This window comes from Rhizobium binae, from assembly GCF_017357225.1.
Classification (GTDB): domain Bacteria; phylum Pseudomonadota; class Alphaproteobacteria; order Rhizobiales; family Rhizobiaceae; genus Rhizobium; species Rhizobium binae.
This window is the reverse complement of record NZ_CP071607.1, coordinates 1-15,079: the sequence shown is the minus strand read 5'-3', so window position 1 is coordinate 15,079 and position 15,079 is coordinate 1. Positions and strand designations below refer to the sequence as shown.

Annotated in this window: 12 protein-coding genes; 7 read left to right on the top strand and 5 right to left on the bottom strand. The window is 61.8% G+C overall.

Annotated features, from left to right (window positions below):
• The first annotated feature begins 105 nt into the window (after positions 1 to 105).
• From treY to cueR, 3 genes are all read left to right on the top strand, one after another.
• Positions 106 to 2,712 (top strand): malto-oligosyltrehalose synthase, encoded by a 2,607-nt coding sequence (gene treY, locus J2J99_RS26980; RefSeq protein WP_168296405.1) that lies wholly within the window; start codon positions 106 to 108, stop codon positions 2,710 to 2,712.
• A 137-nt stretch (positions 2,713 to 2,849) separates the two neighbouring features.
• Positions 2,850 to 5,369: a heavy metal translocating P-type ATPase gene (locus tag J2J99_RS26975; RefSeq protein ID WP_168296404.1), complete on the top strand. Its 2,520-nt coding sequence runs from the start codon at positions 2,850 to 2,852 to the stop codon at positions 5,367 to 5,369.
• A 9-nt stretch (positions 5,370 to 5,378) separates the two neighbouring features.
• Entirely contained in the window at positions 5,379 to 5,768 is a 390-nt protein-coding gene (cueR, locus tag J2J99_RS26970) for a Cu(I)-responsive transcriptional regulator (protein WP_168296403.1), read from the top strand.
• A 17-nt stretch (positions 5,769 to 5,785) separates the two neighbouring features.
• Here cueR and J2J99_RS26965 read toward each other — a convergent pair whose 3' ends face one another.
• Entirely contained in the window at positions 5,786 to 6,079 is a 294-nt protein-coding gene (locus J2J99_RS26965; RefSeq protein ID WP_168296402.1) for a hypothetical protein, read from the bottom strand.
• A gap of 185 nt (positions 6,080 to 6,264) precedes the next feature.
• Between J2J99_RS26965 and J2J99_RS26960 the strand changes: the two genes are divergently transcribed.
• Genes J2J99_RS26960 through J2J99_RS26950 form a run of 3 tightly spaced genes read left to right on the top strand, consistent with a single transcriptional unit; the run spans position 6,265 to position 8,289 of the window.
• On the top strand, positions 6,265 to 6,804 hold the full coding sequence (locus J2J99_RS26960) for a sigma-70 family RNA polymerase sigma factor (protein WP_168296401.1): 540 nt from the start codon (positions 6,265 to 6,267) through the stop codon (positions 6,802 to 6,804).
• Entirely contained in the window at positions 6,791 to 7,558 is a 768-nt protein-coding gene (locus J2J99_RS26955) for an anti-sigma factor family protein (RefSeq protein ID WP_168296400.1), read from the top strand. Before J2J99_RS26960 ends, J2J99_RS26955 begins: the two co-directional genes overlap by 14 nt.
• 20 nt (positions 7,559 to 7,578) lie before the next feature.
• The gene (locus tag J2J99_RS26950) at positions 7,579 to 8,289 is read left to right on the top strand and encodes a Bax inhibitor-1/YccA family protein (RefSeq protein WP_168296399.1); all 711 of its coding nucleotides are present in this window, start codon (positions 7,579 to 7,581) and stop codon (positions 8,287 to 8,289) included.
• Between the two features lie 120 nt (positions 8,290 to 8,409).
• Here J2J99_RS26950 and J2J99_RS26945 read toward each other — a convergent pair whose 3' ends face one another.
• Positions 8,410 to 9,555 carry an RHE_PE00001 family protein gene (locus tag J2J99_RS26945; RefSeq protein WP_168296398.1) on the bottom strand — a complete coding sequence of 382 codons (1,146 nt, stop codon included), beginning with the start codon at positions 9,553 to 9,555 and terminating at the stop codon, positions 8,410 to 8,412.
• A gap of 14 nt (positions 9,556 to 9,569) precedes the next feature.
• Between J2J99_RS26945 and J2J99_RS26940 the strand changes: the two genes are divergently transcribed.
• The gene (locus J2J99_RS26940) at positions 9,570 to 11,243 is read left to right on the top strand and encodes an IS66 family transposase (RefSeq protein ID WP_168302465.1); all 1,674 of its coding nucleotides are present in this window, start codon (positions 9,570 to 9,572) and stop codon (positions 11,241 to 11,243) included.
• A gap of 269 nt (positions 11,244 to 11,512) precedes the next feature.
• Here J2J99_RS26940 and repC read toward each other — a convergent pair whose 3' ends face one another.
• From repC to repA, 3 genes are all read right to left on the bottom strand, one after another.
• On the bottom strand, positions 11,513 to 12,727 hold the full coding sequence (gene repC / locus J2J99_RS26935) for a plasmid replication protein RepC (RefSeq protein WP_168302217.1): 1,215 nt from the start codon (positions 12,725 to 12,727) through the stop codon (positions 11,513 to 11,515).
• 154 nt (positions 12,728 to 12,881) lie between these two features.
• Positions 12,882 to 13,877: a plasmid partitioning protein RepB gene (gene repB, locus J2J99_RS26930; RefSeq protein ID WP_168302216.1), complete on the bottom strand. Its 996-nt coding sequence runs from the start codon at positions 13,875 to 13,877 to the stop codon at positions 12,882 to 12,884.
• Entirely contained in the window at positions 13,874 to 15,070 is a 1,197-nt protein-coding gene (repA, locus tag J2J99_RS26925; RefSeq protein ID WP_168302215.1) for a plasmid partitioning protein RepA, read from the bottom strand. Before repA ends, repB begins: the two co-directional genes overlap by 4 nt.
• Positions 15,071 to 15,079: the final 9 nt, after the last annotated feature.

Genomic DNA, 15,079 nt, shown 5'->3' with positions numbered 1-15,079 from the left:
CTTCCGGGCGACATGCATGAGCGCACCAGCCGCTCGGCGCCATGCGGGAACAAAGACCCGGCCACAACCGTTGAAGAGGGTCTCCCTCGAACGTCAGACGGCTTCATGACATTTCCGACAGCGACCTACCGGATACAGTTCCGCAACGGCATGACCTTCGATCGCGCCGGCAGTCTTGTTCCCTATCTCAAGGCGCTCGGCATCAGCCACCTCTACGCTTCACCCATCTTCACCGCCGTCAGCGGTTCGACCCACGGCTATGACGTCACCGACGCCAATGAGATCGACCCGGCGCTCGGCGGCCGGGCAGGCTTCGACCGGTTGACGGAACGCCTCGCGTCGGCGGGCATGGGCCTCATCCTCGACATCGTCCCGAACCATATGGCCGCCTCGCCGGAAAACGGCTGGTGGCGCGACGTGCTGGCATTCGGCCGGCACAGCGCCTATGCCGGTCATTTCGACATCGACTGGCGCGAACCGCTGACCCTGCCGCAGCTCGGCCAGCAGTTCGAAGAGGCGCTGGCAGCAGGCGAACTGCGTCTCGTGCTCGACGAGACGCACGGCAACTTCGCCCTGGCTTACTTCCAGACCTTGTTGCCGCTGAACCCCAGCAGCTACGGCGCGCTCGCCAATCGCCTCGACGATCCGGTGGCCATGCGGATGGCAGAGGCGGCCGTGACGTCGGGCGCGGATTTTGCCCGCGCGCTGCGCAATATCCTCTTCGAAGGCGGTGATCGGGCGATCCTCCGGCAAAAACTCGAGGACGTCTCGTCCGATCATGATTTTCTCAGAAGCCTGCACGAGGAACAGCATTGGCGCCTGACGCATTGGAAGGAGGCGGCGCGGCATCTGAGCTATCGTCGTTTTTTCGAGGTGACCGGTCTGGTCGGCACCCGCGTCGAAGATCCCCCGGTTTTCGAAGACCTGCATCGGCTGGTGCTCGAGCTGGTGCGCCAGGGCAAGGTGCAGGGTCTGCGCATCGACCATGTCGACGGGCTCGCCGAACCGAAGGCCTATCTCGACAGGCTGAGGGCAGCGGTCGGAGCCGATATCTATATCGTCGTGGAAAAGATTCTCGGGACGGGCGAGGTGCTCCCGGAGAGCTGGCCGGTCGCCGGCACGACAGGATATGAATTCATCGCCGCGCTGAGCGAACTCTTCATTGACGCCGGCGGACTGCGCATATTGGACGATGCCTATCGCGGCCTAGCCGGCGAGACGGCCGATCCCGAAGAGGGCCGGCGGCTTGCCAGGCAACAGATGGTGGAGCGCAATTTCGCCGGTGAGTCCGGCCGGCTGGTAGCGATCGCGGCCGGCATCTTCCCTCACCTCGACAGAGCAGAGATCGCCAATGCGCTCACCGCGCTGCTCATCGCGTTTCCCGTCTACCGCACCTATGGCGATGGCGGTCCGCTTTCCTGGCAGGATTCGGCCGTCCTTGCCGCGACCGCATCGCAAGTCATGACAGAGCTCGACGACCAGCGCGCGCTCGATCATGTGCTGAAGCTTCTCGAAGGCAGGATCGAAGGCGATGCGGCCCACGAATTCCGCATCCGATTCCAGCAGCTGAGCGGGCCGGTCATGGCGAAGGCGATGGAGGATACGCTGTTCTACCGCTACAACAGGCTGCTTGCCGCAAACGAGGTCGGCTGCGAACCGGGCAAAGCGCCCGAGGGCCTGGTCGGCTTCCATCGCCGCATGGCCGAACGCGCCCGACTGCAGCCGCATGGGCTTTCGGCAACGGCCACCCACGACACCAAGCGCGGCGAGGATGCGCGCGCAAGACTCTATGCCTTGAGCGAAGGGGCAGATGTTTTTGCCCAGGCTGTGGCGCGGTGGCGCGAGATGAACCGGCCGTTGCTACAGGATCTGCCGGATGGCCTTGCGCCGGAGCCGAACACCGAATGGATGCTGTATCAAGCGCTCGCCGGCTTCTGGCCGGAGGATTTCGATAGCGGTCAGACGGAGGAGCTTTGCGACCGCTTTGCCGATTACGCGGTCAAGGCGGTGCGCGAAGCGAAATTGCGCACCGCCTGGACGAACCAGGATGCCGCTTATGAGGAGGCAGTCACGCGCTATGCAGTGGCGCTGGTGTCACCGGACAATGACGCTTTCCTCGAAGATTTCGAAAGGGTGCTGCAGCCCTTCATTGCGGCGGGCTACGTCAACAGCCTGTCGCAGACGCTGCTCAAGCTGACGGCGCCTGGCATTCCGGACATTTACCAGGGCGCGGAAGGTTTCGATTTCAGTCTTGTCGATCCCGACAATCGCCGACCTGTCGATCATGAACGTTTAGCCGCCTGGCTCGTTGAAGCCGGCCCGATCGCCAAGCTTCAGGCGGCGGCGTTGAAGCAGCGCATCATCGGAATCGGCCTGCAACTGCGCCGGCGGCAACCGGCTCTGTTTGCAAAAGGCGACTATCTGCCGTTGAAGGTGACGGGCAGCCGGCGTGACCATCTGCTCGCTTTTGCCCGGGTGCAGCATGGTGATTTCGTCATCATCGCCGCGCCCCGGCTGATGTTTGGCTGGCTCGATCCGGGCGTGCTTTTTGCAGGCCCGGAATTCTGGGAGGATACCACGATCGCCGTCCCCTCCCCTCTTCACGGCCTGAAGGCGGATCTGCTGACCGGAAAGACGATCGAGCCGGGTGGCAGCATCTCGGTCTCTGCCCTGCTCGGGAGCCAGCCGGTCGGGCTCATCAGCCCGATCTGAGGATCGGGTCAAGCCGTCCGCATGGAAGCGAGCGGCGGCTGTCGAAAAATCAATCTCGCCGAAAATACCACTTGACCTTCCAGCTGCTGGAAGGTCGATAAGTCTCTCCAATTGCCCGATGGGCATAGGAGACAGGCATGAACATGAAACACGACCACCATCACGGCCACACCCAGGACGATGATCATAGCCATTGCAGCCATGATCGGGAGAAAGCGGCCGACACTGTCGTTCGTGATCCCGTCTGCGGCATGACCGTCCATCCGGAGGCGGGCAAGCCCTCGCTTACGCATGCCGGCCGCATCTACCATTTCTGCTCCGAGAGCTGTCGGACAAAATTTGCGGCGACGCCGCAGGACTACCTGACAGCGAAGGACCCTGTCTGCGGCATGGCCGTCGATCGTTCGACGGCAAAACATTTTCTGAAGGTTGAGGGCGAGAAATTCTACTTCTGCTCGGCCGGCTGCAAGACAAAGTTCGAAGCCGACCCCACGGCCTATCGCGACGGTGCCCGCCCGGCGGCAAAGCCGGCGCCGAAGGGCACGCTCTATACTTGCCCGATGCATCCAGAAGTCGTCAGCGATCGTCCCGGCGATTGTCCGAAATGTGGCATGGCGCTGGAACCGATGGGTATTCCGCCTGATGACGAAGGCCCGAACCCGGAGCTTGCGGATTTTACCAGACGGCTTTGGGTCAGCGCCATCCTTGCGCTGCCGCTGCTGGCGCTCGGCATGGGGCCGATGCTCGGCCTGCCGCTCCGCGAAGCGATCGGCGAACCGCAGGCGAGCTACATCGAGCTGTTGCTGGCAACTCCCGTCGTGCTGTGGGCTGCCCTGCCCTTCTTCCGCCGCGCTTGGGCGTCTCTGGTCAACCGCAGCCCGAACATGTGGACGCTGATCGGTCTTGGCGTCGGCACCGCCTATGTCTACAGCCTCGTCGCCACACTTGCGCCCGGGATCTTCCCGATGAGCTTTCGCGGCCATGGCGCCGCCGTGCCCGTCTATTTCGAGGCGGCAGCCGTCATCGTAGCGCTCGTCTTCGTCGGCCAGGTGCTGGAATTGAAGGCGCGTGAACGCACTGGCTCGGCGATCCGCGCCCTGCTGGACCTTGCGCCGAAGACGGCGCGGCGCATCGCTGTCGATGGCAGCGAAAGCGACGTGGCGGTCGAGGAAATTCAGAGCGGAGACCGGCTGCGCGTGCGTCCCGGCGAACGCATTCCGGTGGACGGTTCCGTCGTCGAGGGCCAGTCGACCGTCGATGAATCAATGCTTACAGGCGAGCCGTTGCCTCTGGAGAAGTCGAAGGGCGATGCTCTGACCGGCGGCACGATCAACAAGAATGGGTCGCTCGTCATGGCGGCCGAGAAAGTCGGCGCCGACACGATGCTGTCGCGCATCGTCGACATGGTCGCCGCGGCGCAACGCTCGCGGGCGCCGATCCAGGGCGCGGTCGACCGGGTATCGGCTTTCTTTGTACCGGCCGTCGTCGCCGCGGCCATCCTTGCCTTCATCGTCTGGGCCGCTATCGGACCGGAACCGAGCCTGGCAAACGCACTGCTGGCCGCCGTCGCCGTTCTGATCATCGCCTGCCCCTGCGCGCTCGGTCTTGCGACGCCGATGTCGATCATGATCGCGACCGGGCGCGGCGCTCAGGAAGGCGTGCTGATCAAGGATGCCGAAGCGCTGGAACGCTTTTCCAGGGTCGACACGTTGATCGTCGACAAAACCGGCACGCTGACCGAAGGCAAGCCTGTCCTCACCGACATCCACGCCGCCGGTGGCGTCGAGAAAACCCGGCTGCTGTCGCTGGCCGCAAGCCTGGAGCGCGGTTCCGAACATCCGCTGGCCGAAGCGATCGTTTCCGGCGCAGAAGAGCGTGGTGTAAGCTTCGTAGAGGTCACCGGGTTTGAGGCAACGACAGGCAAGGGTGTGAAGGGTCTGGCCGACGGCACCACGGTCGCGCTCGGCAATGCGGCAATGCTCGCCGATCTCGGCATCGATCCCGCAGCGCTGTCGGAGAAGACCGAAGCCCTGCGCGGCGATGGCAAGACGGTGATGTTCGTCACGCTCGACGGCAAGCTTGCCGGCCTCCTCGCCGTCGCCGACCGGATCAAGCCGACAACGGCCACCGCCATCAAGGCGCTGCACGACAGCGGGTTGAAGATCATCATGGCAACGGGCGACAACGAGCGGACGGCTCGGGCAGTGGCGAAAAGCCTGGGCATCGATGAGGTCCGCGCCGACGTCCTGCCGGAAGGCAAGAAGGCGCTGATCGAGGAATTGCGCGCCAAAGGTGCCGTGGTCGCCATGGCCGGCGACGGCGTCAATGATGCGCCGGCACTTGCTTCGGCCGATGTCGGCATCGCCATGGGCACCGGCGCCGATGTTGCGATGGAAAGTGCGGGCATTACATTGGTGAAGGGCGATCTCAACGGCATCGTCAGGGCACGACGGCTGGCGGAGGCGACGATGCGCAATATCCGCCAGAATCTCGGTTTCGCCTTCGGCTATAATGCCCTCGGCGTTCCAGTCGCCGCCGGCGTGCTCTATCCGGTCTTCGGCCTGCTGCTGTCGCCGATGATCGCGGCGGCGGCAATGAGCCTCTCGTCCGTGTCGGTGATATCAAATGCGCTGAGACTGCGCTTTGCAAAATTATAGGAGATGGCAATGAACATCGGCGAGGCATCTGAGCGGTCCGGCCTGCCTTCGAAGACGATCCGCTATTACGAAGATATCGGCCTCATCCGCCCTGAAAGGGGCGGAAACGGCTATCGCGACTATGCTGCCAGCGACGTTCACAAATTGCGCTTCCTGCAGCGCTCGCGCGGTCTCGGCTTCTCCGTCGAGGAATGCCGGCAATTGCTGGCGCTCTATGAGGACAAAAGCCGGGCAAGCGCCGACGTCAAGGATATCGCCGAGACCAAGCTTGCCGAGATCGACCGCAAGATCCGCGATCTTTCGGAACTGCGCCGCACGCTGGAGCAGCTCGTGTATGCCTGCCACGGCAATGACAGGCCGGACTGTCCGATCCTCGAAGAGCTTTCGGATGGCAGCTGACGATTGAGGCGACTGGATCAGGAAAATTGGGGGGTGTTCTGGTTGGCCGCCTGCGAGGATTGAACCTGCTCGTCGGCCTCCTCGTCTTCGCCGTCATCCAGCCGATGCTTGATCGCCAGCGCGTAGATCACGTCGAGAATATTGCGGTCCTTGAGATGAGGATCGGTCAGCGCGAGAAGCGAGGCCCGGACGATCTTCTTGCTGGTGGCTTTCGGACAACGTGCCTTGACGAAATCATAAAGCGCCTGATCCGTCAGCCCTTCCATGGCGCCGTCCACGAGAGCTTCGTAGACCCGCTTCTTTTCCTTCATTCTTTATTTCCCCTCAAATCAGCGGCGTCATGATCTGTCATGTAATTGTCATAAACAATCGCCGATTTAAGGTGCACATCCGCCGGAGAACGAAATTTTGATTATTTTTCAGGCGACGATCTTCGGCCCGGACGATTTTTTGCGCCCGCCGGAATAAAATACGTCGCAGTTCCGTATACTCAATCATGGACCGCAAAGAACGCCCCTTCGATGTCATCGGACAGCTTGCAGCGCTAAGGCGCTATGCGCGCTCGCTGGTGCGCAATGCGGATGAGGCGGAAGATCTGGTTCATGATGCGCTGGTGCGCGCCTTCGAGAAGCGCAAGAGCTTCCGCAGCGGCAGCAACCTGCGCACCTGGCTGCTCTCCATCCTGCACAATGCCCATATCGATCGCCTTCGCCAGAACCGGTCGCTGACGCGCCGTCACGATGAAGCGGCTGTCGAAGCCGAGCAGTCCTTGCCCGCCGGCCAGGAGCATGCCGTGCGTCTGCAGCAGGTACGCGACGCCTTCTTCGCTCTGCCGGAGGAACAGCGCGAGGCGCTGCATCTCGTGGCGATTGAAGATCTTTCCTATCAGGAAGCCGCCAGTGCGCTTGGCATTCCGATCGGCACCTTGATGTCGCGCATCTCCCGCGCCCGCGCGCAGCTGCGCGAATTCGAGGAGAAGACGCCGCGCGTTTCGTATCTGAAATTAATCGGAGGGAACGGCAATGAAAGCAGTTGATCCGATCGTTGATGCCGATCTCGACGCCTATGTGGATGGCGAACTCGATGTCGCCCGCCGCATCCAGGTGGAGTCCTATCTTTCGGAGAATCCGGCGATTGCCGCCAAGGTGATGGCCGATCTCAGCGTGAAGGGCGAGTTGCGCCTGGCGCTTGCCGGCGAAAGCGCCTTCGGCCGTCCCGAGACCCGCGACGCCGCCCGCCGGCTGGAGCGTGGCCTTTCCTATGGCCGCATCTTCCACTCCATGCAGCGCATCGCCGCCGTCGGCATTCTGGTTACCGCCGGCTGGGTGGCGCACAATTCCTTTGCCGCCTTCTCGGCGACCGAGGTGGCGGCTTCCGTTCCGGCGCCCGCCTATGTCGAGGATGCCGTCCGCGCCTATAAGACCGCGACCCTGCGCGCCTCGATGCCGGCGCAGACGCCGACGATCTTCAGCGCTGAGGACATCCGCGCCGCCACCGCGATCGTCGTGCCCGAATTGCCGAAAGACTGGAAGGTCGTCGACGTGCAGATCTTCCCCTCCGAATTCGGTCCCAGCGTCGAGATGGCGATTAAGGTGCCGGACGGAAAGCGGCTGTCGCTTTTCGCCGTCCGGCCGGGGGCCTTCGAAGTCCAGCCGGTCAGCCATCTCGCGCTCGAGAAGGCAGAAGCCGCCTATTGGCAGATCGGCGAGGTCGCCTATGCGCTGATCGCCGAGAATAGCGGCCTCAATCTCGATCAGGCAGCCGAACGGCTCGCCCGCTCGCTCTATTAGTTGAAACCGAGGAGATCAGCATGAACCCGATCAATCCCCGCTACGGTGCCGTTGCCGGCTCCCAGGCCTTTTTCGACGAGGGGCTGCGCCAGCATATGCTGCGCGTCTACAATTATATGGGCCTTGGCCTCGTCATAACAGGCATTGTCGCCTTCATCGTCGGCTCGACGCCGGCGCTTTATGTCCCGATCTTCGGCTCGCCGCTGAAGTGGGTCGTGATGCTCGCGCCGCTCGCCTTTGTCTTCTTCTTCTCGTTCCGCATCCAGACGATGTCGGCGAGCACAGCGCAGATTACCTTCTGGGCCTTCTGCGCCGTGATGGGCCTGTCGCTTGCCTCCGTCTTCCTGGTCTTCACCAAGACGAGCATCGCCCAGACCTTCTTCATCACCGCCGCCATGTTCGGGTCCACCAGCCTCTACGGCTACACGACAAAGCGTGACCTCACCAGGATGGGCTCGTTCCTGATGATGGGCCTGTTCGGCATCATCATCGCTGCCATCGTCAACATCTTCCTGGGTTCGAGCGCGCTGCAGTTCGCGATCTCCGTGATCGGCATCGTCGTCTTCGTCGGCCTGACCGCTTACGACACTCAGAACATCAAGGAACAATATTCGGAAAACTACGATCAGGAATCGAACCAGAAGCTCGCCGTCTTCGGTGCGCTCTCGCTCTACCTGAACTTCGTCAACATCTTCCAGCTTCTGCTCAACTTCACCGGCGAGCGGGAATAGGACCGCGCTTCCGGGGGCAATGGAAGCGCAAGAGCCCCGGTCTGCACTCTGTGACAGGATGGCAGACCGGGTGCTCATCTCAAAACGAAGCGGCCGGGTTCACGACCCGGCCGCTTCATTTTAGATAATGCCCCAGGCGCGATAGCGGCCGCGGCCGGTGATTTCGCGGATGCCGATCTCGTTGACGAGGTTCAGCGCGCCGCGCGGCGTGATCCTGAGATGACGAGCGATCATCGCCGCCGAGACCATCGGCCGCGACAGGATGAAATCGGCAAGGTCCGGCAAGCTGCTGTTCGAGCGGCGGCCGCGATAGCGCAGCTCCATCTGCGTGCGTGCGAGCGATAACCGGTCGATTTCCTTGAGACCGGCCGCGGCGCCGAGATGCATCGCCTCCAGAAAGGCTTGCAGCCGTGTGGCCCGATCGCGGGCCCGACGCCGCTCGTGGCGCACCAGCTTCAGGCCGCCGTAAAAGGAAAAGAGATGCGAGGCGACCTTGCCGCGGGCGCGCAGATAACTTGCGACCAGAAGACCACCGAGCCAATGCTGACGCCGTAGCGGCTCGATCCTGTCCCAGGCTTCGAACAGAATGACCGCGCCGAGAACCGGCGGCAGGCTGTCGGCCAATGGCAGCACGCCTCGCCACTCCGCAAGCCGCTGTTCCTCGTCCCATTCCTCGTCACCGAGCAGCCCGAGCGGGTCGTCGTTGCGCTTGGCCCGAATGGCCGCCGTCTCGACGGCCGGCACTTTGCCCGTATGGATGTCGATGAGCTTCTGCGAGCGGGCCAGCAGCGCATCGATCTCCGCCATCTCGGCAGCGAGCGGCCCGTCTTCATCTCCGTCCTCGTCGTCGGTCTTGACCACGATCGCCGGGCTCTTGCTTACCTGGGCCGTGCCCTCCCCTTCCCCAATCGTCGCGGTCAGCGTTGCCAGACCCGAGACGCCGAGGGCCCAGGCAGGTTCCCCGGTCCAGATGCGCCGACGCGTCCGCAGCACCGAATGGGCGATCGTCAGCTCGTGGCTGGGCGCGCGGCTATCCATATGCGCGTCGTGCAGAACGAGATCCTCGACATGCACGAGTTCGCCGGCGACCCAGAGCGCACCGGCAGCATCGAAGAAATGACTGCGTTCGGCAAATCCTTCGCCGACCGGCGAGCGCAACACCCGCTCGTCCAGCCGCGCCAGTCCATCCTCTGCCGCTGCAACGGATGGAAGCAGTACCTGGAGCAAATCCGGTGGCAGGAGGGATTCCTGTTTCCTGCAAATCATGAGATTCTTCTTTCATGACGAAACGCCGCCTGCCCATGGCCGAGCATGCCGACACGCTGTCGCTGAAGGCGCTGCGCGAGCTCGTGACGGGTTTGGTGGAGCGGGCTGATCGAGCAGATGCCCGGATTGAGAAGCTCGAAGCTGAGAACCAAAGGCTTCGGGATGAGAACGACCAGCTCAGGCTCGAGAACACCCGGCTGAAGATCGACAACCAGCTTTTGCGTGACGAGATTGCTCGCCTGAAAAACCTGCCGCCGCGCCCGCCCTTCAGACCGTCGGGGATGGAAAAGGCAACGGGTGGCAAGACGCTCACCGGCAAGAATCCGGCGCCCAGGCCGCGAGGGCCGAAGAACGATACGAAGCGGGTCACGCGTGAAGAGGTGCTGGCTGTCAATGTACCGCCTGGATCGCGCTTCAAGGGCTACAAGGACTGTTTCGTCCGGGATCTGGTGTTGCGGGTCGAGGTGGTTCGTTACCGTCGGGAATGCTGGGTGACGCCGGAGGGAGACACCATCATCGCGCCGCTGCCTGTGGGGATACGAGGCGGGTTTGGGCTCAATCTGCGGCGATTTTGTCTGATGCTGCATGCGCATGGGCAGGTCACGACGCAGCGAATGACGACGTTGCTCAACGACGTCGGTGTCGAAATCTCCAAACGCCAGGTGGTTCGTTTGCTGACAGAACGGCTGGACGGCTTTCATGCGGAGGATGCAGCCGTCCTCCACGCCGGCCTGGTCTCGGCGCCCTATGTGACGGTCGACGACACCGGTGCCCGTCACGCCAACCGCAATTTTTATACGACGCATATCGGTGGCGAGCATTTCACCGCCTTTCGCACGACGTCCTCGAAGTCGCGACTGAACTTCCTGGCGCTGCTGCGCGGCAACTATCAGGACTATGTCCTTAACGATGCCGCCTTCACTTTTCTCGAAGACCGACAGGTCGACCCTGCCCTTCTGGCACGGTTGAGCACCCACGAACCGCAGCGGTTTGCCAATCAGGTTCCGTTCCTCGCCTATCTGGCTGAGAAGGGTATCGACATCTTTGACCGGGACATTATCCGCCCGTTTGCCGAGGCCGGTATCTGGGGCTCCATTCGCCATCATGGGCTGGTCGGTAATGCGGTGATCGTCTCCGACGATGCCGGGCAGTTTCGGGTCGGTACCCACGCGCTGTGTTGGGTCCATGCGGAACGGCTTCTGCACAAGCTGATGCCGGCGACGCCGCGCCAGGGAAAACATGTCGAGACCCTGCGCGAGCTGATCTGGCTCTTCTACAAGCAGCTGAAAAACTACCAGCGAAGTCCAGGACGGCGTGCAGCCCGCGGTCTTCAGGTTCGGTTCGATCGGATATTCTCCATCCGCACCGGATATCGCGACCTCGATCAACTGCTGTTGCGGCTGAAGCGCCGCAAGGCCGAGCTGTTGCGGGTTTTGGAGCGGCCTGAGACGCCGCTGAATACGAACGCCTCGGAACGGGATCTGCGCGGGTTCGTCATCAAGCGAAAGATCTCGGGTGGCACGGTCAGCCGCAATGGCCGACAAGCGCGCGACAGCATGCTCGGGCTGATGAAGACCTGCCAAAAGCTTGGTCTGTCGTTCTGGCACTATCTTGGCGATCGGCTGGGCATGGGTGATGACGACCATCCTGTTCCGCCCCTCCCTTCCATGGTTGCGGCACGCGCCTGACGCCTCATCCTTGCCCATTGGGCTGGCACTGCCACCAGATTTGCTCCACTTACTGGAAGCAGGCTTTGAAGCATCGCACCGTCAATATCGTAGCGCATTGTTAAACTTTACAGTTTTTCACAAATGGAAGCAAAATACACGTTGTCTTCCGTCACTATGACATGGTTAACGGTGTATTTCAATAAAAGCGGTGGGAAGAAAGCGGTTAGAGATCTCGTCGACAGGCCGCAACTTCTCTTAAGCTTCGCAGCTGGCGCCAGGCTTTATAGTCACCCGGTTCTCCTCGCCAGCGGACCATTTGCACGCATCAACGCCATCAGCATCGGTCCGATTGAGAATTCGCCACGTTCCGCCCGCCGGGTCAGGTCGCGCAGATAGCCGCCGGCCGAGTTGATATGGCCGCCCCGTTCCAGAATGCAGGCGATCACCGTGGCGGCGTTTTCCGGCCCCATGATATCGCAGGCCAGCTGATAGGCGCTCGGGCTGACGCCCAGCATCGAGCGGACGACGACGGCCGCGACCATCAGATCGCGCCAGCTGCCGATGCCACCGCCCGGCCCATAAGCGGCGATCTCGGGGCAGGCCTGCAGCACCATGGCAAGCGGGAAGGACTTTGGCGGCTCCCGCGACGCCCGCGGCTCTTCCTCCGACTTTGCGCCCTGCTTCGGTTCGAAGCTTGGTTCAAATTCATATTTGTGGTGTGGGTTTGAATTATGTATGTGCCGACCGTTTTGGCTGTCATTGGCGTCTGTTTTTTCTGTTTTTGTTTTCGATTCCAGCGTCTTAATGATCATCTCGCGGAACGCTTCGAGATCCGCCAGCAGGCATTTCATTTCCGCGGCCGACGGGCGACGCGGCAGGCCGGCCGAAAGCAGATTGAAATGCTTCTGCATCTCGATCCATTCGCCGGCAATTTCCTCTTCCAGCGCGATCTCGATCAGTTTGGCTATGTCACGTCGGCAGAGCGTCAGGCGCTCCCTCAGACGCTTCCATTCGAGCCTATCGGCCGCGACCTGAGCCGCCTGCGCTTCGATCTCGCCGGCGCGGGCTAGAAGGGGCGCCAGGCTGAAGCCGAAGGCCTCGCCAAGGCCACCCTCGCGGTTGCGGCGGGCAAACCGTTTGCCGTTCGGACTATCGCGCCGGATAATCAGGCCGGCTTCCACCAGCATCGCCAGGTTTCGCCGCAGCGTCGTGCCGGCCATGCCATGCGTGCGCAGCGAAAGCTGCTCATTCGAAGGAAAAACGACGAAACCGTTGGCCTCGGCAATCTCGTTCTTCGGATAGAAGGTCAACAGCGCGTTGAGAACGGCAAGCGCACGATCGGATACGCCGATCATGTCCTTTGCCTCGCAGAGCGAGCGAAAGATCTTCCATTTGTCGACCGATGCATCCGGGTCGACCTTGCTGGCGCTTTCCTGGCTTGCCAGCATGCCAAGCGTCATCGATCGCCGCCCGAAGGGCGTCGATACATATTGAGGCTCCATGTCCCTCACCTTTTTCAAGGCAAAAGAAATCTGACCATCCAAAAGGATGCCGAAGGTGCTTGACAGTGATTCGAGGAAGTGCGATTCTCAAATTGTCCAGATATGAGAAAGGCTTCCGCGACGGCAACGTTCGGAGGCTTTTTTCTTTTGCGGCCTATTCTCCTGCTTGCAACTTGCCTTCCCGATAGGCTTCGTAAAGCTCATCGAGACGGCCTGAAATGTAAGCGCCGAAATCAGGCGCATCGCCTGTTTTCAACGCGATTGTAAAAGAATTGCCGGCGCTTCTGATTCGGCCGGCAATCTTGCCGCCGCTCTTCGGCTTCCAGTTATATTCCGTAGGCTCCGGCTTCGCCTCTTTCCGGGCGAGCTCGGCAACCAAAAGTTCGAAGCGGCGATCGCTCTCTTCCGCCATGAACCGTTCCGAGGCGATCAACTTGGCAAGCCGCGCCGCCGTCATCCCGTTCCAGTCCTGGGCAAGAGCCATCCATTTGCGCCGTCCGATGCCGGGGGCAGCTCCCACGCAGCGGACGATCTCGGCCGGGATGGCTTTTGCGACCGATAATAGCTTCGACAGCTCCGTCTTATCGGTGGACAGCGCCTTCATGATGACGGGACGCTCAAATCCCTTGAGCTCGAGATTGAAGGCAAAGACGGCGCGTTCAATATAGGAAAGGTTGCGGCGCGCCGAGTTCTCGATACCCTGGGCGATGACGACATCGGTATCGTCGAGCTGGCGGACGATCGCCTGCACCTTGCGTCCGAGCAGCCTGACGGCCTGTAGGCGCCGATGGCCGTAGGCGATCTGGTAACGGGCCTCGTCATCAGGGTGGCGGCGAACGAGAACCGGCACTTCCTGGCCGTTCTCGGCAATCGACTGCACCAGTTCGTCTTCCATATCGAGCGGCTGGTCGGCCAGTCGATCGCGCACGAAGGAGGAATCGATCAGATCAGGATCGAGTTCGACGATGCGTTCGCCGGAGAGCAAGGCCTCCTGCATCGCCCTGCTCTCTTCCTCCATGCGCCCGAGGGTCAGCGCCATCGTCCTGACCGGCCCAGCCGATCCACGCGAAGACGATTCTTCGTAGTTGGCCGCGGCCAACTCCTGAGCCGTGTCGTCAAAAAGACCTTTGAGGCGATCGCGTCTGCTCATGTCCTGCCCCAGGCTTTGTGAATGCCGGCAAGAACCTCGCTGTTGGCGGCATTGACCGATTCCAACGCCCGATCGTAGGTCGAGCGGCGCACCTGCCCCTTCTCGATCTCGAAGAGAGTCTGCTTGGTCAGGCCGGCATCGGCAATCGCCGTCGACTTGAGAATGGTTGCCGTCAACACGTCATCGCCGAACAGGCTGCGCAACAGCGCAACGATCTGCGATTGCGGTGCATCGAACGGCTCGTGGCGGGTGACGACATATTTGATGAAGTCGTGCTGCAGGTCGCCGCCGGCCTTGCGCACGACGGAGAGCAGATCCGAGGTCATCAGCAGAAACTGCGACATGGACGCGACGTCGACCATCTGCGGATGGATGGTGATGAGCAGCGATGTGGCGGCGCAGACGGCCCCGAGGGTGAGATAGCCGAGCTGCGGCGGGCAATCGATCACCACCACGTCGTAGTCGGCCTCGACCTCGGCAATCGCCACGCCGACCCGGCGGAAGAACAGCTCGGCCGGCTTTTGACGATCATTGAGCGCCCGCGGGGTCTCGTGCTCGAACTCCATCAGCTCGAGATTGCCCGGCACCAGATCGAGCCCGTCGAAATAGGTCTTGCGGACAATCTCCTTTAACGGCTTGCGGGATGCATCGTAGCGAATTGCGCCATAGAGCGTATCGCCATCCGAGAGATCGAATTCTGGCTGCACGCCGAGCATCGAGGAGAGCGAGGCCTGCGGATCGAGATCGATGGCAAGCACCCGGTAACCGGCCAGCGCCAGATACTGCGCCAGATAGAGCGTCGTCGTCGTCTTGGCCGAACCACCCTTGAAATTGGTAACGGCGACCGTCTGCAGCTTTTCGCCGGGACGCCGCCAGGGAAGATAGCCGAGCGCATCCTTAGGCTTCAGCTTCGCCATATATTGGCGCAATTCATTAATCTGGCCGAGCGTATAGGAGCGCCTGCCATTCGGCGAAAGCTCCGGCTGCGGCCCCTTGCCATCCAGCGAGAGCTGGCGAAGATAGCCGTCGGAAACGCCGATCATCTGCGCGGCCTCGCCGGAGGAGAATGTGCGCAGCGTCTTCTGCGAAAGCGGCGGAAACAGCTTGTCACGCAACAGCTTCAATTGCCGCGAAAGCTGGTTCGCATGCCGCTCGATCCGCACATCTGTCGTCGATACGCTAATGTTGTCCAAAACACCCAA